General features: G+C 60.5%; 17 protein-coding genes. 10 read left to right on the forward strand and 7 right to left on the reverse strand.

Annotated elements, in window-relative coordinates; genetic code table 11:
- Nucleotides 1-50: 50 nt before the first annotated feature.
- Nucleotides 51-1,712 carry a mechanosensitive ion channel gene (locus tag PW792_16770; protein ID MDE1163579.1) on the forward strand — a complete coding sequence of 554 codons (1,662 nt, stop codon included), beginning with the start codon at nucleotides 51-53 and terminating at the stop codon, nucleotides 1,710-1,712.
- Nucleotides 1,713-1,801: 89 nt separating this feature from the next.
- On the opposite strand, the gene PW792_16775 is transcribed toward PW792_16770, so the two are convergent.
- Nucleotides 1,802-2,986 (reverse strand): hypothetical protein, encoded by a 1,185-nt coding sequence (locus PW792_16775; GenBank protein ID MDE1163580.1) that lies wholly within the window; start codon nucleotides 2,984-2,986, stop codon nucleotides 1,802-1,804.
- 206 nt (nucleotides 2,987-3,192) lie between these two features.
- On the opposite strand from PW792_16775, the gene PW792_16780 reads away from it, so the two are divergent.
- A complete protein-coding gene (locus PW792_16780; protein ID MDE1163581.1) occupies nucleotides 3,193-3,948 on the forward strand; it encodes a glycosyltransferase family A protein in 756 nt (251 codons plus the stop codon).
- A gap of 68 nt (nucleotides 3,949-4,016) precedes the next feature.
- On the opposite strand, the gene PW792_16785 is transcribed toward PW792_16780, so the two are convergent.
- The gene (locus tag PW792_16785) at nucleotides 4,017-5,696 is read right to left on the reverse strand and encodes a peptidase S10 (GenBank protein MDE1163582.1); all 1,680 of its coding nucleotides are present in this window, start codon (nucleotides 5,694-5,696) and stop codon (nucleotides 4,017-4,019) included.
- 206 nt (nucleotides 5,697-5,902) lie between these two features.
- Between PW792_16785 and PW792_16790 the strand changes: the two genes are divergently transcribed.
- Together PW792_16790 and PW792_16795 are read left to right on the forward strand one after the other, a co-directional pair.
- Entirely contained in the window at nucleotides 5,903-7,276 is a 1,374-nt protein-coding gene (locus PW792_16790; protein MDE1163583.1) for an OFA family MFS transporter, read from the forward strand.
- A gap of 9 nt (nucleotides 7,277-7,285) precedes the next feature.
- On the forward strand, nucleotides 7,286-7,447 hold the full coding sequence (locus tag PW792_16795) for a hypothetical protein (protein ID MDE1163584.1): 162 nt from the start codon (nucleotides 7,286-7,288) through the stop codon (nucleotides 7,445-7,447).
- Nucleotides 7,448-7,574: 127 nt separating this feature from the next.
- On the opposite strand, the gene PW792_16800 is transcribed toward PW792_16795, so the two are convergent.
- Complete coding sequence (locus PW792_16800) at nucleotides 7,575-8,579, reverse strand: LLM class flavin-dependent oxidoreductase (GenBank protein MDE1163585.1); 1,005 nt, start codon at nucleotides 8,577-8,579, stop codon at nucleotides 7,575-7,577.
- A gap of 79 nt (nucleotides 8,580-8,658) precedes the next feature.
- Between PW792_16800 and PW792_16805 the strand changes: the two genes are divergently transcribed.
- The 4 genes from PW792_16805 to PW792_16820 all read left to right on the forward strand — a co-directional run bounded on the left by PW792_16805 (nucleotide 8,659) and on the right by PW792_16820 (nucleotide 12,729).
- Nucleotides 8,659-9,132 (forward strand): MarR family transcriptional regulator, encoded by a 474-nt coding sequence (locus tag PW792_16805; GenBank protein ID MDE1163586.1) that lies wholly within the window; start codon nucleotides 8,659-8,661, stop codon nucleotides 9,130-9,132.
- Between the two features lie 76 nt (nucleotides 9,133-9,208).
- Nucleotides 9,209-10,309 (forward strand): redox-regulated ATPase YchF, encoded by a 1,101-nt coding sequence (gene ychF, locus PW792_16810; GenBank protein ID MDE1163587.1) that lies wholly within the window; start codon nucleotides 9,209-9,211, stop codon nucleotides 10,307-10,309.
- 167 nt (nucleotides 10,310-10,476) lie between these two features.
- Nucleotides 10,477-11,478: a hypothetical protein gene (locus tag PW792_16815; protein MDE1163588.1), complete on the forward strand. Its 1,002-nt coding sequence runs from the start codon at nucleotides 10,477-10,479 to the stop codon at nucleotides 11,476-11,478.
- Nucleotides 11,479-11,616: 138 nt separating this feature from the next.
- On the forward strand, nucleotides 11,617-12,729 hold the full coding sequence (locus PW792_16820; GenBank protein ID MDE1163589.1) for a D-alanine--D-alanine ligase: 1,113 nt from the start codon (nucleotides 11,617-11,619) through the stop codon (nucleotides 12,727-12,729).
- Between the two features lie 67 nt (nucleotides 12,730-12,796).
- On the opposite strand, the gene PW792_16825 is transcribed toward PW792_16820, so the two are convergent.
- Together PW792_16825 and PW792_16830 are read right to left on the reverse strand one after the other, a co-directional pair.
- Entirely contained in the window at nucleotides 12,797-14,605 is a 1,809-nt protein-coding gene (locus PW792_16825) for a phospholipase D-like domain-containing protein (protein ID MDE1163590.1), read from the reverse strand.
- A gap of 84 nt (nucleotides 14,606-14,689) precedes the next feature.
- Complete coding sequence (locus tag PW792_16830) at nucleotides 14,690-15,559, reverse strand: sugar phosphate isomerase/epimerase (protein ID MDE1163591.1); 870 nt, start codon at nucleotides 15,557-15,559, stop codon at nucleotides 14,690-14,692.
- A 285-nt stretch (nucleotides 15,560-15,844) separates the two neighbouring features.
- On the opposite strand from PW792_16830, the gene PW792_16835 reads away from it, so the two are divergent.
- Entirely contained in the window at nucleotides 15,845-16,048 is a 204-nt protein-coding gene (locus PW792_16835) for a cold shock domain-containing protein (protein MDE1163592.1), read from the forward strand.
- A gap of 70 nt (nucleotides 16,049-16,118) precedes the next feature.
- Here PW792_16835 and ggt read toward each other — a convergent pair whose 3' ends face one another.
- Nucleotides 16,119-17,939 carry a gamma-glutamyltransferase gene (ggt, locus tag PW792_16840; protein MDE1163593.1) on the reverse strand — a complete coding sequence of 607 codons (1,821 nt, stop codon included), beginning with the start codon at nucleotides 17,937-17,939 and terminating at the stop codon, nucleotides 16,119-16,121.
- Between the two features lie 87 nt (nucleotides 17,940-18,026).
- Between ggt and PW792_16845 the strand changes: the two genes are divergently transcribed.
- Nucleotides 18,027-19,124, forward strand: coding sequence for a hypothetical protein (locus PW792_16845; GenBank protein ID MDE1163594.1), 1,098 nt, complete (start codon nucleotides 18,027-18,029; stop codon nucleotides 19,122-19,124).
- A gap of 24 nt (nucleotides 19,125-19,148) precedes the next feature.
- On the opposite strand, the gene PW792_16850 is transcribed toward PW792_16845, so the two are convergent.
- Nucleotides 19,149-20,324, reverse strand: a complete 1,176-nt coding sequence (locus PW792_16850) for an MFS transporter (protein MDE1163595.1) — start codon at nucleotides 20,322-20,324, stop codon at nucleotides 19,149-19,151.
- Nucleotides 20,325-20,346: the final 22 nt, after the last annotated feature.

Raw genomic sequence — 20,346 nt, forward strand, 5'->3', positions numbered from 1 at the left:
CGGAGAGCATTGCTTCGGCGTGAATGTGCATCTACTCTTGGGTGCACGCTATGTCGAATCAACTCTCCGCTCGTCGTTGGTGGTCACTGGTCCTCTCGCTGCTGCTCGTAGTGGGGGCGGCGCGCGCGTTTGCGGATACGGCCAAGGCGTCTCCCAAGCAGGAGGCATTGCCGGCGTCGGTCGTGCAGCCGGACCCGATGCTGCATTCGGTGACCGAAACGGCCCCGGTAATGCTCGATGGCAAAGAGCTCTTCAAGGTTCGTGGTGTCCTTTCGTTTTCGCCTGACGTGCGGGCTGCGGCGATCACCGAGCGGCTCACTCGCGTGGTGCATGATGTTCGCTTCGACCCCAAGAAGCTCGAAGTCCACGACTACACCAACACAACGGATGTCGCTGCTGGCAGGCTGGTGTTGACGAGCATCACGAACTTCGATGCCGCGCTCGCTGGGACGGACCGTCGTACGCTGGCGGCAAGCGAAGCGGCGAAGATGTCGGCAGCGATCGCCGCCATGAGAGGTGCGTACTCGACGCGCACGCTGCTGATCGGCGGAGCCTATGCGCTGATCGCCACGCTGGGCCTGGTGCTGCTGTTGCGCTTGATGAGCTGGCTGTTTCCGCGGCTCTACCGACGGCTGGAGAGCTGGCGTGGCCGCTTGATTCCTGCGCTGCGCATTCAGCAGTTCGAGTTGCTGCCTGCAGATCGCATTGCGAATGCACTGATCGCGTTGTCGCGCTTTCTACGCGTTGCGCTGACGATGCTGCTGCTCTACTTCTGGGCCTCGCTCTGCCTGCGCTTCTTCCCTTGGACCTCGGGCTACTCGCATGTGCTGGTCGCCTATGTCACGGAGCCGGTACACGCGGCCTGGCTGGCGTTCCTGGCCTACCTGCCGCGGTTGTTCACGATTGCGTTCATCATCTTCGTCGCGGTGTACGTGATGAAGTTCACGCGCGTGATCTTTACCGAGTTAGGCAAGGGATCGATTGAGATTAGCGGCTTTCACCCGGAGTGGGCGGAGCCGACGTACAAACTCGTCCGTGTTCTGCTGTTGGTGCTTACGCTGGTCGTGGTCTTTCCGTATCTTCCGGGCGCGAAGACGCCTGCGTTCCAGGGAATTTCGATCTTCCTCGGCGTGCTGATTTCCCTCGGCTCGTCGTCAGCTGTAGCGAACGTTGTGGCGGGCGTCATCCTGACGTACATGCGCGCGTTTCGCATGGGCGACCGTGTACAAATTGCCGATACCGTCGGCGATGTCATCGAGTCTTCGCTGCTGGTGACACGCATTCGTACGATCAAGAACGTCGAGATCACGATTGCGAACTCGCAGGTGCTGGGCGCGCACATTGTGAACTACTCTGCGCCGGTGACGAAGGGCGAGGGCCTGATTCTGCACACGCAGGTGACGCTGGGTTACGACAATTCCTGGCCGAAGATTCACGAGTTGCTGACGACGGCAGCACTGATGACAGAGAACATTCTGCACGAGCCGAAGCCGTTCATCCTGCAAACGATGCTGGATGATTTCTACGTTCACTACGAGCTGAACGCTTACACAGATCAGCCACAAAAGATGGCGATGACATACTCCGTGTTGCATCGCAACATCCACGACACGTTTGATAAGGCTGGTGTCGAGATTATGTCGCCGCATGTAACGGCGTTGCGGCGGAGCGAGATGACTGTGCCGCCGGAGCGAGTCGAGAAGAGCAGCTAATCCTGTTGCAGAAGCACTGAGGGACATGGATCAATCCATGTCCCTCTATTCGTTTTGATCACGCAACGCTGAATGATTCCAACGCTGACTTAGAGCGACTCAAACTCAAGCTGGTTGACGCCCGGGAAGGCGAGCCGGATCGGTGCACACATCGCACGCATCTTGCCGAGGCGAACGAAGCTGATCGCCGCACGTAGCCCGAGCGGTGCCTGACCCTGCGGCCAGAGTTCGCTCACCGGACGCATCACGCCGTTGCTGTCGGGGTGGAAGACGCGCTCATCCCAACGCTGCCAGCCGGGCATGAACTGCGGGAAGTCGGTGACGGCGTCGAGTGTGGAAGCAACGATGCGCTGCTCCCAGGGCTCGCGATACTGTGGCATGAAGTGAACGTGACTCACGCGATCAATGCGGATCTCTTCCACAAACTCGGTGAAGCTACTGGCCGAGGAGAGGTTGACGTTGGCGTTTGCTTCCAGGCCATGCCGGTCACCGCCGCTGATCACGAGGTAGCCGAGTTCGCGAGCGAGAAGGCCGATCTTGCGGTTCTCCTGCGCGTGACGCAGGCCGTTCAGTTCAAGCGCATGAATCGTGTTTTTGGCGAGCGAAAGAAAACGCACCGTCTCGCTCATGTGCAGCGTCTCGCCTACCTTGTGCAGGTCCCACGCCGGGTGGTTGAGCACGAGCAGCACCTGGTCGATCTCATGCAGTTCGCGCAGCATCGCGAGCAGTTCGCAGTCGAGATGTGCGTGTGGCGCGTTGTTGCGACGCGCTTCGTTCGCGGCTGCGGTGAACGAGGCCATGCGCTGCATCCAGGCTGAAGCCTTGCGGCTGGGCACGTTATGGATGCCAAGGTGGAAGACCGTCTTACCGAAGGGCACGCTCCACTCGGTGGACATGGGGATGTGGCGCGCGGAGGGCAGCGTGCGCAGCAGCAGCGGCGCGTCCATCGAGTCATGATCGGTGAGCGAGACGAGCGGCGTCAGCCAAAGGGAAGAGATCTGACGAGCCTCCAGCTCATAGGCCATGCGCGGCTGCAGCGGCGGACGCCAGTTGGCGCGCTCAAAGTTCAGCTGGATGCCGTGACGATCGCGGCTGATGCGTTCGTAGTGTGCGAGCACCGGGCGAAGGCCGGGGATCCAGGCACAGGCACTGTGGACGAAGTCCAGCGTCTCTTCGGAGAACGAGGTGTGACCGTGCAGCGAAACGCCTGTGGCGTAGTGGCTGACGGCGTCGGGGTCGTTCCAGCTTGTGGTGATCGTTACGCGAGGCTGCATGAGCACGTCCTTCCGTGGGGGAGGCGGAGTGATGCTTCACTGTGACGATGCCCTGCTTTTGCAACAACGGCGTGAGCGGAATAAGAATGCCGCATCAAAATGCACGGGTACCTGCGAAGGCACATTGCACTGCTGCTGCTGCGAAATAACCAACGCGAAACGTGGCTCTCTTCGTGCTGCAACAATCACTCGTTAGCGTGCGTGTCATGCGACTGAGCTTTGTGATCCCTGCGTATAACGAAGAGGCTTCGCTGGGCGGTTGCCTCGAGTCGATTCTGGAGCAGACACGGCAGCTTGAGACGCCGGTCGAGATCCTCGTGGTGAACAATGCGTCGACCGACGCGACGCGCGAAGTCGCGATGCGCTACCCCGGCGTGCAGGTCGTCGATGAGCCGCGCAAGGGACTGACGTATGCGCGCCAGGCAGGCTTCGCCGTCGCGACAGGAGAGCTCGTTGCCAACGTCGATTCGGACTCGCGGCTCACGCCCGGATGGTGCGATCGTGTGCTGCGTGCCTTTGCGAACGACGCAAAGCTTGTGTGTGTCTCCGGGCCGCTGATCTACTACGATCTTCCGACGCGTCAGCGTGCCATGGTGCGGGTCTTCTATCTGCTCGCGTTCACGACGTATGCGATCAACCGCTGGCTGCTGCGCGTGGGGTCAATGGTGCAGGGCGGAAATTTTGTCGTTACGCGGCAGGCGCTGCTGGAGATCGGCGGCTTCGATACAAGCATTGCCTTCTATGGCGAAGACACGGACATTGCACGCAGAATGTCGCGGGTTGGGCGAGTGAAGTTCACGTTGTCGCAGCCGATGTTTTCCTCGGGCCGCAGACTTCGCCACGAAGGCGTGATGACGATGGCTTCGCGCTACACCGCGAACTATCTGTCGACGATCTTCCTGAAGCGGCCGGTCACGGACGAGTACGTCGACATTCGTGAAGCCGTCCAGGTGGCCGAGTAAATTCCACTCACTGCAGTCATGAAGAAGGGCAGGGCTCGAAAGCCCTGCCCTTCATTTTTCGTTTTCGATTACTTTGACGCGTCTTCGTTTTCGCGGATGAACTCCGCGGTGCGATCATGCAGCCCCTTCAGTGCATCAGGGTTGACGTAGACCATGTGGCCCGACTGGAAGAACTTGTACTCGATGTTCTTCTGCAGCTCGGCAGGGATCGGCAGGTGCTTCATCTCATACTCTGCACCGAAGTACAGCGTGCCGAGATCGAAGTAGCCGCCCATCAGCAACACATGCATCTTGGGGTTGACCTTCATGGTGTAGGCAAGGTCGCCCATCACGTTGGCTCCGCCGCGTCCACCACCGCCAGGAGCACGATGCTGCATGTCCCAGTGGAAGCCGGGTTCCCGTGCGCTGGGCTTGTAGGTCATGTCCATGCCATAGTGCAGCGTGGTGTGGGCATAGTGGTTCTGCGCGGCCAGAATCGCGGACTCGATCGACTCGGTAAACGGATCGTAATCGGCATCGCGTTCCATCGGGTCCATCGCCGGGCCTTCAAAGCGCGAGTCAAGACGACCGGTGGTGATGCCGCTGGAGTCCTGCAGATACTTCGAGAACTCGCCGCCGGTCAGGCGAAGGTCTGCCTTGATCCAAAGCGATGCCGGGATGCCGGTGAAGCTTTCCAGCTTCGCTGCGACGGCGGCCTTGCGGGCCGGGTCGAGATCTGCGCCCTGCAGCAGCGCCTCGGCATACTCGCCTACGGCGTACTGCTCCACGGTGTGGAGGAACGGCTCAAGCTCTGCGGGCTGGTTCGGAACCTTGTGGTGATACCACGCCGTTGCGGCGAAGCTGGGCAGTGCGAGGAACTGGCCGTTCTCTGCGCCAGGGTTGCCGTCGGAGCCGTCGGCCGAGTCGCCAAAGCTCAGAATCTGGCTAAGGAAGACGACGCCGTTCAGATCGACACCGCTCTTCTGCAGCTTGGCCGCGAGCACGGCGTCGCGCGTCGTGCCGTAGCTTTCGCCGAAGAGGAAGCGCGGCGACATCCAGCGGTCTTCCTTGGTGAGGAAGCGGCGGATGAAGCGGTCAAAGGCTTCGGCGTCGCCATCGATGCCGTAGAACGCCTTCATCGCATCCTTGCCGTAGACGCGGCTGTAGCCTGTGCCCGGCGCGTCGATGAAGACGAGGTCGGCCACGTCGAGCAGAGAGTACTGGTTCGGCACGATCTTGTAGGGGCCGCCAAACGGATGCTGCAGGTCAGGCAGTTCGACGCGCACCGGACCGACGCTGGACATGCGCAGATACATCGTCGCGGAGCCCGGGCCACCGTTGTAGAAGAAGATGACGGGGCGCTTGGTCGTGTCCACGCCCTTCGCCAGATACGCCGTGTAGAACAGGCGAGCGGTCGCGGGCTGGTCCTGTGGCTTCGGCGGCAGTTCAGCCGCGGCTTCGGGCATAATGCGCCCGTCGAGCATGATGGTCGCGTCCTGCGAGTCGCTGGAGCCGACGGTGATCAGGCCTGTAACTGCGCGGTAGGCGATCGACTTTCCGCCAACCGTAACGGAGCCTTCGGTGACGGAGTCGGAGGTCTTCTCGGGCAGTGTGGGCTTTGCGGGCTCGGTTGTGACGGAGGTCGTGGTCGTCTGCTTCTCGCCTTGCGGATGCGAGTGCGACTGGGCCATAGCAACGGACGGCAGGCCCACAGCGACCGCTGCCAGCGGCAACAGGGCAGCGACGGAAAGGCGGAACGAACGATTCAAGAGCAACACCTCATAGGCAGAAACTCCTGCGCTGCAGGAGCGTTGGCCTTACTGTACGACATCGGTTTACGACGAATTTGCAATTTCGACGACGGTGGCTCCTAGCAAAGCCCTGTGAGCAGGCTGCTTGCGTTGTATTAATTTTCCGCCGCCGGGCAGAAAAAGCGTGACAGTCTGCATCCCTACAGGTCTAGAGTGAGTCAGCTATGTCCTTTCTTGATCGTGACAATTCGGTAGCAAAGCCCGGGTACAGCCGTTGGTTGGTTCCTCCCGCTGCGTTGGCGATTCATCTGTCGATTGGCCAGGTGTACGCCTTCTCCGTCTTCAAAAACCCGTTGCTCGCTCTGCATGGAGCTGATGGCCTTGCGTGGAGCCTGAAAGAAGTTGGCTACATCTTCTCGCTGGCGATTGCCGTGCTCGGCATCTCCGCGGCGCTCTTCGGGGCATGGCTGGAGAAAGCCGGCCCACGCAAGGCGATGGTCTACGCCGCGATCTGCTTCGGTCTCGGCTTTGAGATTGCGAGCATGGGAGCCGCGCATCATTCGCTGGCACTCATCTACCTCGGCTACGGTGTGGTGGGCGGCGTCGGTCTCGGGCTGGGATACATCTCTCCGGTCTCGACGCTTATCAAGTGGTTCCCGGACAGGCCGGGCCTCTCCACCGGCATGGCGATCATGGGCTTTGGCGGGGGCGCGCTCATCGGCGCTCCGCTGGGCAACAACCTGATGGCGCACTTCAAAGCAGCGGGCGACGCCAACCCGATTCCGCACACGTGGATGGTGATGGGCGCTCTCTACTTTCTGCTGATGCTCTACGGCGCGTTCACCATTCGCGTTCCTGCGAAGGACTGGAAGCCGGAAGGCTTTGTGCCGAAGCAGTCGACCAATGCGCTTATCTCCTCGCACAACGTGGCGGTGGAGCAGGCGTGGAAGACGCCGCAGTTCTGGCTGCTGTGGATCGTGCTCTGCACAAACGTCACGGCAGGCATCGGTATTCTCGAGCAGGCTGCTCCCATGATTCAGGACTTCTTCAAGGGCAGCATCGGGCCCGTGGCCGCGACGGGCTTCGTCGGGTTGCTGAGTCTGTTCAACATGGCCGGACGTTTCCTGTGGGCCACGGTCTCGGACTTCATCGGACGCAAGGCCACGTACTTCTGCTTCTTTGTGATCGGTCCGTTGATGTTCTTCTTCCTGCCTCTCTCGGAGTCGAACCACATGAACTCGGTGGTGCTCTTCGTCACACTCGCCTGCGTTGCGCTGTCGATGTACGGCGGCGGCTTTGCGACGATCCCGGCGTACCTGAAGGATCTCTTCGGCGGCTACAACGTCTCGGCGATCCACGGCCGTCTGCTGACAGCATGGTCAACGGCCGGCATCATCGGACCGCTCATCGTGAACGGTGTGCTGGACCACTACAAGGTAACAGGGCAAAACCGTCTCGATGGCTACCGGTTTGAGCTGCACATCATGGTCGGTCTGCTGCTCATCGGCTTCGTGGCCAACCTCATGGTGAAGCCGGTCTCTGAAAAGTATTGGATGAAGGACGTTCCTGCCGGAGCGCCAGAACCCGCAGGGCACTAAGGAGAGCTTATGTCGAACGAAAAAACGTCTTCGCCGCTGTTGATCGCGCTCGCCTGGATGCTGGTCGGTGTCCCGCTCTGCTGGGGAATCTACAAGTCCGGACTAAACGCCGCAAAGCTGTTTCAAGCAGCCCCACCGGCTGCTGCAGCTTCGAGTAGCCCAACGAAGTAAAAATCTTAAATGCAAAGTCCGCGAAGTTTAGCGCAACGTACGCAAAGTGAATCCTGACTCGCCTGGTTCAGATTCACTTTGCGAACTTCGCGTTGAAAACTTCGCGGACTTTGCGTTAGACCTTTCGTTACTTGAGCAACGGCTTCACGCGGTTGCCGAGCAGTTCAATAGCGTGCATCTGCTGCGCGTGCGTCACACCGCCACCGCTCATGTGCAGGCTTACCCGGCTTACGCCGCCGAGCGACTCGTCATAGTGCCGCAGCTTGGTCGCTACGGTCTCGGGATCGCCAACGAGGAACGCCGCAGTCGGCCCGCACTGGGCAACGAAGCTGTCTCTGGAGATCGGCCCCCAGCCGCGCTCGCGGCCGATGCGGGTAAAGACCTCCTGGTACATCGGCCAGTACTGGTCGATCGCCTGCTCCGTCGTATCGGCGAGAAAGCCGAGCGCGTGTACGGCAACGTCCGGTTGCCCGAGGTGGCCGCCGCGACGGTAGGACTCGCGGTAGAGGTCTACCAGCGGACGGAAGCGATGCGGTTCGCCGCCGATGATGGCCACGGTAAGCGGAAGGCCCAGCAGACCCGCACGCGCAAAGCTCGCAGGCGTGCCGCCCACACCAAGCCGCACCGGCAATGGCTGCTGTACCGGGCGCGGATAAACTGCCTGCCCGGTCAGCGAAGCACGATGCTTGCCCTGCCAGTGGATCTTCACGTCATCACGCAGAGCGAGTAACAGGTCGAGCTTTTCGGCAAAGAGCTCATCGTAGTTTTGCATATCGAAGCCGAAGAGCGGATACGATTCGATGAACGAGCCGCGGCCGACGACGATCTCAGCGCGTCCATTCGAGATCAGATCGATCGTTGCGAAGTCCTGGAAGACGCGCACCGGGTCGTCCGAACTCAGCACCGTGACTGCGCTCGATAGCCGGATGTTCTTCGTTCGCGCCGCGGCTGCAGCCAGAAAAATAGCGGGGGAGGAGGCGAGGTACTCCGAGCGATGATGCTCGCCGATACCGAAGGCGTCCACGCCAGCCTGGTCAGCCAGCTCTACCTCGGCGACCAGATTCTGCGCGCGCTGCGCTGCCGATTCGCCAAAACGGCTGATCTCTACAAAGCTGTCTATGCCAAGTTGCATGGAAATTGCCTGCTTTCCGTGTCGAGCATTGAAAACTTGCTCGAACTCGATTGTATTGATGATAATAGAATCGGAAACGATGCAAAAGCCCCGGACACAACTCGCAGACGCGGAAACCAGCGGGACGGCGCTGTGGCTGGTGCTGATTAAGGCGTATCACTCCTTGCTGGCGTACACGGCGGAGACGTTGCGCGGCAGCGGTCTGGGTGACTCGGACTTCCGTGTGCTCGAAGCCCTGCTGCACAAAGGCCCAATGCCCGTGAACACGATCGGCGGCAAGGTGTACCTGTCGCCGGGGTCGATTTCGGTGGCGGTCGACCGACTGTTGGAAAAGGGGCTGGTCTCGCGTACAGAGTCTGCCTCCGACCGCCGCGTAAAGCTGGTGGAGCTGACGGCGGTGGGCCGCAAGCTGATTGAGCGCGTCTTCCACGAGCACGAAGCGAAGATGAACGCTCTGTTGGAGGAGCTTCCGGCCAAGGAACGCCGTCGTCTTGCCGATGGTCTGAAGACGCTGGGCAAGCGCGCGGCGCGCACGCTGGACGAGCAGAAGTAGCTCGCGTCTTCTTCCCTGCTCGAACGCCGCCTCGGCATGTTCCAATAGAAGAGAAGGAAGACATTCAGGAACAGCTATGGCTTTGAATTGTGGCATTGTCGGTTTGCCAAACGTTGGCAAGAGCACCATCTTTAACGCGCTGACCTCAGCAGAGGCTCAGGCTGCGAACTATCCGTTCTGCACGATCGATCCGAACGTAGGCATTGTGCCTTTGCCGGACGTGCGCATGGACAAGATTGTGACGATGGTGAAGCCGCACTCCATTGTGCCCACGACGATGGAGTTTGTAGACATCGCGGGCATCGTCGAAGGCGCGTCGAAGGGTGAAGGCCTGGGGAACCAGTTCCTCTCGCACATCCGCCAGACGGACGCGATTCTGCACGTCGTGCGCTGCTTTGCCGACGATGAAGTGATCCACGTCGCAGGTGGCGTGAACCCGTTGCACGACATCGACGTCATCAACACAGAGCTTCTGCTCGCCGATCTGGAGAGCGTAGAAAAGCGCCTGGTGAAGGCAGAAAAGGCGGCAAAGCCTGCGAACGCCTCGTCCGCGATCAAGATGGAGTTTGAGGTCGTCAAGATGCTTCAGGCTGCGCTCGCAGAAGGCAAGCCTGCACGCACGGTGGAGTTGAACGACGACGAGAAGTTGATTGCTCGCGATCTCTTTCTCATCACCATGAAGCCGATGCTCTACGTCGCCAACGTGGACGAAGGCAGCGTGAATGAAGGCAATGAGTTCACCGCATTGGTGGACCAGCGAGCGAAGGAAGATGGCTCGCAGGTCGTGCGTATCTGCGGTGCGATGGAAGCCGAGATTTCGCAGCTCGACGTAGCGGACCGCAATGAATTCCTGGAGGCCGCTGGCCTCGCGGAGCCCGGCCTGAACCGCTTGATTCACGCGGCGTACAAGCTGCTCGGCCTGATTACGTACTTCACCTCGGGCGTTCAGGAAGTGCGTGCGTGGACGATTCGCCGGGGCACGAAGGCTCCTGGCGCTGCGGGCGTGATTCACTCGGACTTCGAGCGCGGCTTCATCAAGGCCGACACGTACAACTGCGAAGACCTCTTCCGTCTCGGTTCAGAAGGTGCCGTGAAGGACGCTGGTCTGCTGAAGAGCGAAGGCAAAGAGTACGTGGTGAAGGACGGCGACATCATGTTCTTCAAATTCAACGTGTAACTGAGTGCATACGAATGAGAACGGCGTCCCCAGTCTGGGGACGCCGTTTTTGTTGCGGCTCATTGTTGCAGGGACGACAATTTTTGAGAGAGACGCACAACTTCGAAAAAGAAGATGTGTCGTATACGGACAAGCCTTAGACTGATTGATCTCGGGAGGATCATCCAATGTTGCGTTCCCTGTTTGTTCGTGTCGGTTGCGTTGTGGCAGCAAGTGCCGTTGTGCTGATGACCGGATGCTCGAGCGACCAGCCGGTCTCACCTGCCAGCGTTACAACCGCCACACTGGCCGCTGGCGGCGCGGCAAATATCTTCTCAATCAACTACACCAGCAGCACGGCGAACACGGTGATGGTCACTTCGCTGACGAATGGCACAACGACCAGTCTCGCTGTTCCGGCAGGGTTCGAGGCGACATCTGTTGCCTTCGACTCCACCAACGCGGTGATGTATCTCGGCGGCGTCACGACGGCTTCCGCCTACGAGGTGCTGGCCTACCCGGCGGCCTCCAGCAGCCTGCTGACGCCAACACGAACGATTGTGAGCTCGGGTGTGTTCTCTGAACCGGATTCGATGGCAGTTGATGCCACTGGCCAGCTCTACGTCATGTCGAGCCTCGGAGTCTCCGTCTTCCCGCTGACCGCCAACGGCACACCGACACCGACGCAGAGCCTCACCACGACTGGCACCGCGTTGGTGTCACCTGTGATGCTTGCCGTTGATTCGGCAAAGAACATCTACGTTGTCGATGCGACGACACAGACCTCAACCGTCATCGAAGTCTTCGCCGCCGGTTCCACGGGCGCTGTCGCCCCGACGCGTACCATCACCTACGCTGCGGGCTACATTTACGGCATTGCCGTCGACTCCAGCCTGAATCTCTACGCTGCAGAGGAAACGCAAACCAGCGCGCAGATCGTGGAGTTTGCGGCCGGTGCCAACGGAGCCGCGACACCAACGAAGACGATCAGCGGATATGCAACGGGGCTTTACTACCTCGGAGGGCTTGCTCTGGATAAGGTGAACAACGTGTACGCCATCAACCAGAACAGCTCCGGCACATTTTCGCTGCTGGGCTATGGACCTACGGCAACGGGCAATATGGCTCCGGGTTTCACGACCACGCCTTCTTCGATCGTCAGCCCGCAAGCGGCGATTGCGGTGTACTAACCTCATTCCTGAAACAGAATCAACAGCGCCGGAGTCTGACTCCGGCGCTGTTTTCTTTTGCGGCAAGGTGGCTCGGCGGGTACGCCGTTGAGGATTTGCGCGGCGTGTTGTTTTCGCCCAGAGCGATACTGGAAGGCGATGGCAACGAAGAAGAAACTGCGTGTAGGCGTGTTGTTTGGTGGTCGTAGCGGCGAGCATGAAGTCTCGCTCCGTTCGGCTCGTTCGATCCTGGCTGCGATGGATCGCAAGAAGTACGACGTGGTCGAGATGGGGATCACCAAAGAGGGTCGTTGGTTGCAGGGCGGCCAGGCGCAACGCCTGCTTGGAGAACCCGTAACCGTGAAGTCTGCGAGCGCCTCGACGTCGCTGGTCACAGCTGCCGCAAAGCCCGGCGTAGAGACCGGCCTCGACGTGGTCTTCCCTGTGTTGCACGGCACCTTCGGCGAAGACGGCACCATCCAGGGCTTGTTTGAACTGGCGGATGTGGCTTACGTCGGTTCCGGCGTGCTCGGCTCCTCGGTGGGCATGGACAAGGACGCGATGAAGCGCATGTTCGTCGCCTCGGGGCTGCCGATCACTCCTCATGTCACGCTGCTGCGTTCGGAGTGGAAGGCCGATCCGAAGAAGTGCACGCGCGCTATCGAAAAGACATTGCAGTACCCGGTCTTTGTGAAGCCTGCAAACCTTGGTTCGTCGGTCGGTATCAGCAAGGTGAAGTCGCGCGCCGATCTGGCGAAGGCGATGGACGAAGCCGCAAACTTCGATCGCAAGATTGTGATCGAGCAGGGCGTCGGCGGCCCGGGTGTAAAGCCGCGCGAGCTTGAGGTGGCGGTGCTTGGCAATGATGCTCCGGAAGCGAGCGTCGTCGGCGAGATCGTGCCTGCGAAGGAGTTCTACGACTACGAGGCGAAGTACGAACTCAGCGGCCCGGATGAAAGCGTCAGCCACATCCCTGCGAAGCTTTCGAAGGCCGATGAGAAGAAGATCCGCAAGATGGCGATTGAAGCGTTTCGCGCCTGCGACTGCGCAGGCCTCGCTCGTGTGGACTTCCTGATGGCTCCGCGCGCTGACGGTAAGGGCAATGAGATTGTCTTGAACGAAGTGAACACCTTGCCGGGCTTCACTTCGATCAGCATGTACCCCAAGCTGTGGGAGGCAAGCGGCCTCAAGTACGCGAAGCTGATCGACCGGTTGATTGAGCTGGCGATGGAACGCGCGAAGGAAAAGCGCGCCACAAAGTTCGAGAAGTAAGCTCTTCTCTACCGCAAACAGAAAGGCCGCCACGAGAGTGTGGCGGCCTTCTGTTTGCGAAGCAGCGTTAGAACGCTGTGCCGCCGTTGTAGTCGCTCGTGAGCACGGTGTTCAGCTTGGTGATGATCGCCGGGTCGGTGAGGACAGTGCCGAGCTCCCGGTTGTTGAGCATCGAGTTGGTTGTGGCATTGATGCTGCCGAGGTAAACCTGCTGGCCGCTCGTACCGTAGTCTGCAAGGATGATCTTGGCGTGAATGTAGAGCACGCCGGTCTGGTCTGCGTAGAGACGCACGTTGCAGCCTGCGGCCTTCAGCGTGGTCAGGTAGCTCGTCCAGCTACTGCTCTGCGTCATCACGATCTGGCAGTTGACGCCGCGTGTCGCAGCGTTCGCCAGCGCCGTGACAATGCTCGATGCGCTCATCTCTTCGGCCTCCACCTGTACCGAAGTGGTGGCGTTGTTGATGATCTGCACGAGGCTCGGCTGCGCGGAGGACGGGCTCCAGATAAGGTCATTGCCCTGCTGGCTGTCGTAGTCCTCTGCCGTATCGTTGCTGGTGTTGCCCACGGAGTAGTCGAGGTTGAAGGTGTCGAGCACGGCAGCTACGTCGACGGCGTCGTCGGTAACGAGCGCGAAGTCGCGACCGTTGCTGTAGTACTGGCTGGTCAGGTTGCCGGTCATGATGACCAGCGTCTTATCGTCGATCACCATCGACTTCTCATGCGTGTATGAGAAGCTGGCGTTGGACTTCACGGCCGAGCAGTTCGTCTGCGCGTTCAGTTGGTTGAGCGCGGTGGTGTTGCCCGAGATCGTCTCGTCGAGGATCACACGCACCTTCACTCCACGCTGGCACGCGCTGACGAGTGCGGCTTGCGCGCTGGTGTCGATCAGCTCGTACATCGTCATGTCGATGGAGGTGGTGGCGTTGTTGATATAGGTGTAGAGCGAGCTCCAGCCATCATCGGGGAAGGTATACAGCGAGCGCGTGACGGTCTGTGCGGTTGTGGGCTGCATCGCCACGCTGAAGTTCGTGGGCGCGGCGCTCAGCGCCGGCTGAAACGGCGAAGACGCCGCGCTCAGGTTGAAGAGTGCCGAGGTGTTCAGCGTGGGGTGGTTCAGGATGTTGAGCATCGCCGTCGAGGTATCGGTGGGAACCGTGCCGTCTGAGGCGGTGGCCAGCGAGAAGAGCTGGTTGCAGTTGTCAGAGCCTGTGGCCGAGTTCACGCACGCGGCCATGATGTTGCCCAGCGTGTTGAGGAGCGACGCGGGAACAGTCTTGCCACTGGGCACGTTATCGCCCGGCGCAACGCCGGACGCCAGGCCAACGAACTGGTTCGCGAGCGTGAAGCGGTCGACAAGGTTCGCCGTCTCGGCGTCGCCGGAGCTGCTGCCGATATAGGTGGGCGAAGCCATGTAGGGTGAGAGCGCTGCGATGGCGGCAACGGTCGAGATCTCGTTCAGGTTGACGAAGGTCGAAGAGCTCAACGAGGTGCACAGGCCAAGCGCTGCCATCTCCGTGATCGAGGTGTTCGATGTGCCGGTGATCGGCTGTCCACCGCTGGCGATCAGGTAGACGTCATACGGCGTCGTGGTGGAGCAGGTGTACTTGCCGGTGATGTTGAAGCTGCCGTCGCTGGCGGTCGTCGTCGTGCCGGAGAGCATGGAGGCGGCGTTGCCTCGCTCGGTGCTCACGTTTACGTGATAAAGCTTGATCGTCGCGCCGGAGATGGGCTGCTGGCCGCCAAGCATGTGGCCCTGCAACGTGATCGTCTGCGTCTCCGTCGGCGTAACGGGGTTGAGCTGGTTCGCGGTGCCAAGGGCACAGCCGAGAGAAGACAGAACGAGGGCAGAGGCAAGAGAGAACGGAACAAGACGCATGACAGAAAGCTCGTTTCCAGAGAAGCGATGGTGGCTCTAGGGGAGAACTCTCAGTATATCGGCAACACTGGCGCGGGGTTCAGCTTAGCTTGCGTTCAACTTGTCCAGCGCAGTGCGCACGTTGTCCGTCGCTGCGTCGAGGTTGTGGCCGAAGTCGTGCGAGATCTCAAGCACGCCCACAAGTGGCTGCTTTGCGGCGGCGCTCAGCTTCGCGACTTCACTCCAGTCGATTTCTCCTTCGCCTGGCCAGAGATGTTCGTCACGCATCCCGTGGTTGTCGTGGATGTGTAGCTCGCGGAGGCGGTCGCCGAAGAGGCTGAAGGCCTGCGCGATGCCGCTTTGCCCCGGAGAATGAGAGGTTTCCGGGATGGGCTCCATCAGGTGTGCGTGGCCCAGGTCGAGGCAGAAGCCGATCGAATCCAAGTGGCCGACCTTCACGATCTCGAGCAGATGAGCGGGTGTCGCGACGGCGTTGTTCAGATTCTCAAGCAGCAACTGCGTCCCGAGCGGTCCGGCAAAAGCCTTCAGGTGCTCGAGCGCAGTGAGCGAGTCGTCGATCGCGCGGGTGTTCCACGTCTCATCGCCCAGGCCGAGATGAAGTACGGCGTAGCGGAACGGAATCTGCTCTGCAGCTTCGAGCGCACGCTTCACTTCGTCCATCGCGTCGATGCGGTCGTTCTTGCTGGTGGAGATGAGGTTGAGCGAAGGCGCGGCGTGGCGGCTCCACTCCTGCGACTCGTCGGGCGGATAGAGCGGCGTGTGCAGCGACGCGGCCATCTCGTTCGAACGAAACCAGTTGGCAATCTCCCTCACGGCGAGGCGGTCGGTGTAATCGAAGTGGTGTCGCGCGGCGAAGACCTCAATCTGCTGCACGCCGGTGGAGGCCAGCGAGTTCAGCAGTGCGGGCGAAAGGCGTTGCGGCAGGACGAGATGGGTAGAAAGACCGTACAACATAGCGAGATTCAGGCTAGCGCATCGTCCGGTGGATGCGGAGAGCGGAGATATATCGGCGGGCGACACAGATTTTCCACAGGAGTACAAAACCACGTCCCAAAACAGGCCGTACACGGTAAGCCAATGAGAATTTCGAAAAGAAGGGTTTGCGTTGCAGGCAGACGCTGTTAGGCTAAAGGAGATCGTAGGATTCGATCTGGTTACATGTGCGCGTTCCTGTAGTACCGTTACACGCATCATCCAAATTGTGTTCGTCGGTACATCTAGTTTTACAGGAATAAAGTCATGGAACAGGGAACAGTTAAGTGGTTCAACGATGCTAAGGGTTTTGGTTTTATCAGCCGCGCAAACGGCGGCGGTGACGTATTCGTTCACCACACTGCCGTTCAGTCGCAGGGCTTCCGCACGCTGGCCGAAGGCCAGAACGTGGAGTTCACGGTAACCAAGGGACCGAAGGGTCTGCAGGCTGAGAACGTTCGCGGTATCTAAGCGCGTTCAAGCACTGCGAGAAAGGGCGGCCTTCGGGCCGCCCTTCTGCGTTTGCGGCGAAGACCGCGGGCTAGTAGCCCGCGGCCTTGCCGTAGTTGTGGCGCTTGTCCTGTCCACCGCTTAGCTTGCCGGTCTTCGGGTCTTTGGCGATCAGTTCGGAGTCGCCCCACACGCCAGCGGACTTCTCATCGAACTCGGCGCGGCGCTTGGTCACGTAGCCGCGCTCCTTCATCGCATCGACCACGGGTACGGGGAATGACTTCTCAAACTGCAGCACGTCGGGCAGGTACTGGTGGTGGAAGCGCGGAGCGTCCGCCGCCTGCTGAATGTTCAGGCCGTTGTCGACGACCGAGATCAGGTCGTTGGCGACGGTGGTGATGATCGTGGAGCCGCCTGGCGAGCCGAGCACGAGACGCAGCTTGCCGGGGGCGCAGGCTTTTCCCTTCACGCAATGGGCTGGTTCGCTGACGATCGTCGGGGTCATGGAGCTGAGCGGACGCTTGCCGGGGGCGATCGCGTTCGCCGGGCCCTGGATCAGGCCAAAGCCGTTCGGCACGCCCATCTTGCTGGCAAAGTCGTCCATCTCGTCGTTCAGCACGAAGCCGAGATCGCCGACCGTGACGCCGGAGCCATACGGAAAGTTGAGCGTGTAGGTGGAGCTGACGGCGTTGCCGTCGGCGTCGACCACGGAGAAGTGCGTGGTTTCGTGCGACTCATGCGCGGGTAGGTCGGTTTCCTTGGGTGGCTCGGGCATGTAGCCAGCCGGGCGCACGAGGTCCTTGGACGGCGTCGCCTTCACCGGGTCGATGGTCTTGCGCCAGGCGTCGGCGTACTTCGGGTTCGACATCTGGGCCAGCGGCATCTTCATGAAGTCCGGGTCGCCCAGGTAATCGCCGCGGTCCATGTACGCACGACGAAACGCTTCCACGATCAGGTGGATCTGTGCGGGCGAGCGGTCCGGGCCAACCTTCGCAAGGTCGTAGCCGGAGAGGATGTTCAGCAGTTCGATGAGCACGATGCCGCCCGAGGAGGGCGGCGGCGAGGTGAGCACCTCAAGCCCATGATAGTGGCCAAGCAGCGGCTCTCGCTCTTTGCACTCATAGGCTGCAAGGTCGGCGGAGGTAATCATGCCGTTATGCGCCGCTTCAAAGGCAGCGATCTCGGCGGCCATCTTGCCCTTGTAGAAGGTGTCGGGATCGGCAGCAATGCGCTCGAGCGTGTGTGCCAGCAGCGGTTGCTTGAAGGTTTCGCCAGCCTTGTAGAAGTCGCCGTCGCGCTGGAAGATGAGCTTGGACTCCGGCGTCAGAGCGAGGATCGGCGCCTTCAGATTCGCAGCTTCGCTCTCGGAGAGCACAAAGCCCTGGGTCGCCAGCCGGATAGCAGGCTGCATGACGCGGGCCAGCCCCAGCTTGCCGAAGTGGCGCTCGGCGTACGTCAGGCCGGCGACTGTTCCGGGAACCCCCGAAGCCTTCGGACCGACGGTCGACATCTTCGGCACGATGTTGCCGTCCTTGTCGAGGTACATATCCCGGCTCGCGGCTGCGGGTGCCTTCTCGCGATAGTCGAGAAAGTGCGCCTTTCCGCCAGCGAAGTGATCGTTGGCCGGACGGATGAGCATAAAGCCGCCGCCGCCGATGTTGCCAGCCTGGGGGTAGGTGACGGCGAGCGCGAAGCCCACGGCCACGGCTGCGTCCACGGCGTTGCCGCCAGCTTTCAGAATCTCCAGCCCCGCGTCAGAGGCGTTGTGCTGGATCGAAACAACCATGGCGTGGTCTGCGACGACGGGTTTTACGTCCGTCGGCGGCTGGACGGTCCGTTGGGCGGAAGCTTGGGTCGCAACAACGGCAACCGACAGGGCAAGGGCGGCGGACAGGGCCTTCTTCAAATGCATTTCCTCGGAGACGGGATTTCCTCAGAAGGATAAACCCGCTAGGGAGATGTTGATGCCGATGTTCGAACGCCAATTACTATGGAGCCGATGTGGCCCCTGCTTAGATTGTTGTTTTCCAGTAACTACTGGCGATTGATGAGGCGTGGCCAGTTCTGGCGCGATACCCGCAGGGCATTTCGTCGTGCTCACAAAGATCCGCGGGCATGGAGGCAGTTTGCCAAAGCACTTTATCTACTGCTGTTGCCGTTCTCAGTTGTTATTTTTGCTGCTGGGATAGCAGCGGTGGCGGCTGGGAGTGCCGGTTTTGTCTTTATCTGGTTCTTTATCGGATTGATGGCTTTGCTCAGCAGACTGGGCTTTGGAAAGCAGGAAACGAAACAGCCAGATACCGTGACTTCCCTATCGATTACTTCGACAGAGTCAGAACCATCGCCGCCTAACGATGAGTTGCGGCGAGAGCTTGGCGAACTCTGCCTTCTGCACGCGGTATTTGCCGATCGTGCTGCCAGCGAGCGCTTTGTGCAGACAAAGGAGCTTCCTGAAGGGTATGAAGTCGTTTCTCGTCGTCGCCACATCGACTTGTTGCGCGAGCACGGCCTTTACGATCGACTGCGCGGCACAGAGCGTACTTTGTTGCTAATGCCGCAGGGACATTGGCCGCAGGATGTAATCGATGGCTGTTCTATGGCGCTTGAAACACTTCGGCTGCTGCAATGGGTGGTGCGAATGGACGGCTATCTTGCCCTGGTGGGAGAGCATCTCGAAGCCGATTTTTCGTTGAGTCGCTCGGTGCTGGATGCTCCTGATGTCGTCTTTGCTCATCATGGGTTTGTGAAGGTCAAGGATCTGGAGACTGCAATTCATGCCGCTGCTGTGCTTGCTTATCGGTGTTGGGCTGAGGGCGTCTACCGTGGCTACTACAAGCCAGACGATGCAGAGAAAGAACAGGAATTGCGCGATCATGCTCTACGGTTTGCAGGCAAAGAAGGGGAAGATTTCTTACTTGGAAACCAGATTGTGAGTCAGGCGGCGGAACCCGATGTACGACTGGCTACAACATTGGCCTATCGACGGCAATGGGTCTTGAATTGGGTTCAGCGGCGCTGGAAAGGTGTCGAGGAACCGCTCGAGAATATGCAGCTTTTCTACTGTCCTAACTTGCCGAATGCGCCCGAAGATGAGTAGTTCGAAAGTTCCGTGCGAGTCCGCCTAGGTTCTGTGAATACCCGTCGGCTGGCGCGGGGTGGCGAGGCGCTCGCGGAGCAGCAGCCACGCAAGGCCGCAGGCGAGTGAGACGAAGCCGGTGAGCCGCAGCGTCGTGAAACTGTCGGCGCTGAAGAGACCGGCGAAGGTGGAGAGGAATTGTCCGAGGAAGATGGCCATGGAGAGCAGCCCGAGGTTGCGGCCGCGTTGTGCGGCAGAGCTGCGCTCGATCATCTCGTGGTTTACGACGGGGATGGCGAAGGCGAAGCCTATGCCGAGCAAGGTGAGGCCGATGAGGATCGTCGCGAGCGTGTGAGCGCGTGCGAGTGTGAGGTGTCCTGCGGCGAAGAGCAGCAGCGCGAGTGGAACGAGTTTGCCGAGTGCGATGCTCTTGCTGAGGCGTGGGAGCATGGCGGCTGAGGCGACGGCAACGACGGAAATCCACGCCATCAGGTAGCCGGTGCGGGCCTCGGTGTAGCCGAAGCGAGAAGCGAGCGCGAGGGGCAGCGTAGTGTAGGCGACGAAGAAGATGGTCATGCACAGCGTGGCTTCGACGAGGATGTGATGCGTGCGCTTGCGGGTGGTCTCTGTGAGATCTTCGTGCTGCGCGGCGGTGTGTGCAGGGAGCGTGAGCAACGTGCAGAGCGCGCAGATCCAGGCGAGGGCGTAGAGCGCGAAAGGCAGACGCCAGCCGTGTTCGCCGAGCCACCCGCCGAGCGCGAGGAAGACGACTCCACCGAGCTCAATGGCCATGCCCTGCAGGGCGATCATGCGGAGCCTCGCCGCGCCCACAAAAAGCGCAGCGATGAGCGTGGTGCCTGCGGCCATCACCAGGGCGGTGGCTCCGCCGAGCAGCAGACGGTCCGCGGCGATGATCGTTGCAGAGAGCGGGACTACCGCAGCAAGTACACCGAGGATGCCGTAGAGCACGAGGCCGAGCAGCAGCACGAGGCGCGCGCCGAGGCGTTCGATGAGCGGGCCAACCGCAGGCCCGAAAAGCACGACGCCGAGCGAGGGCAGCGTCACCAGCCATCCCGGCGACCACGGCCAATGCAGTTGCTCGGCGATTGCTGGCAGCGCGGGCGAAATGACGCTGCCGACCATCACGGTGAAGCAGGCGACGAAGAGCAGCGTAAATGTGGCCGCGTGGCTCGCGCGTTGCTTGGATGTCGTCGTTTCCATGAAATTCTCCATCTACCAGCAT

The organism is Acidobacteriaceae bacterium (assembly GCA_028283655.1).
Lineage (GTDB): Bacteria > Acidobacteriota > Terriglobia > Terriglobales > Acidobacteriaceae > Granulicella.

Bases quoted from the DNA above. Each gene is read 5' to 3' on its own strand.
- PW792_16775 (MDE1163580.1), bottom strand. From the start codon at position 2,986: ATGCAGCCTCGCGTAACGATCACCACAAGCTGGAACGACCCCGACGCC.
- PW792_16790 (MDE1163583.1), top strand. From the start codon at position 5,903: ATGTCCTTTCTTGATCGTGACAATTCGGTAGCAAAGCCCGGGTACAGC.
- PW792_16780 (MDE1163581.1), top strand. From the start codon at position 3,193: ATGCGACTGAGCTTTGTGATCCCTGCGTATAACGAAGAGGCTTCGCTG.
- PW792_16845 (MDE1163594.1), top strand. From the start codon at position 18,027: ATGTGGCCCCTGCTTAGATTGTTGTTTTCCAGTAACTACTGGCGATTG.
- PW792_16795 (MDE1163584.1), top strand. From the start codon at position 7,286: ATGTCGAACGAAAAAACGTCTTCGCCGCTGTTGATCGCGCTCGCCTGG.
- PW792_16770 (MDE1163579.1), top strand. From the start codon at position 51: ATGTCGAATCAACTCTCCGCTCGTCGTTGGTGGTCACTGGTCCTCTCG.
- PW792_16825 (MDE1163590.1), bottom strand. From the start codon at position 14,605: ATGCGTCTTGTTCCGTTCTCTCTTGCCTCTGCCCTCGTTCTGTCTTCT.
- PW792_16820 (MDE1163589.1), top strand. From the start codon at position 11,617: ATGGCAACGAAGAAGAAACTGCGTGTAGGCGTGTTGTTTGGTGGTCGT.
- PW792_16800 (MDE1163585.1), bottom strand. From the start codon at position 8,579: ATGCAACTTGGCATAGACAGCTTTGTAGAGATCAGCCGTTTTGGCGAA.
- PW792_16815 (MDE1163588.1), top strand. From the start codon at position 10,477: ATGTTGCGTTCCCTGTTTGTTCGTGTCGGTTGCGTTGTGGCAGCAAGT.
- PW792_16850 (MDE1163595.1), bottom strand. From the start codon at position 20,324: ATGGAAACGACGACATCCAAGCAACGCGCGAGCCACGCGGCCACATTT.
- ychF (MDE1163587.1), top strand. From the start codon at position 9,209: ATGGCTTTGAATTGTGGCATTGTCGGTTTGCCAAACGTTGGCAAGAGC.
- PW792_16835 (MDE1163592.1), top strand. From the start codon at position 15,845: ATGGAACAGGGAACAGTTAAGTGGTTCAACGATGCTAAGGGTTTTGGT.
- PW792_16805 (MDE1163586.1), top strand. From the start codon at position 8,659: ATGCAAAAGCCCCGGACACAACTCGCAGACGCGGAAACCAGCGGGACG.
- PW792_16830 (MDE1163591.1), bottom strand. From the start codon at position 15,559: ATGTTGTACGGTCTTTCTACCCATCTCGTCCTGCCGCAACGCCTTTCG.
- ggt (MDE1163593.1), bottom strand. From the start codon at position 17,939: ATGCATTTGAAGAAGGCCCTGTCCGCCGCCCTTGCCCTGTCGGTTGCC.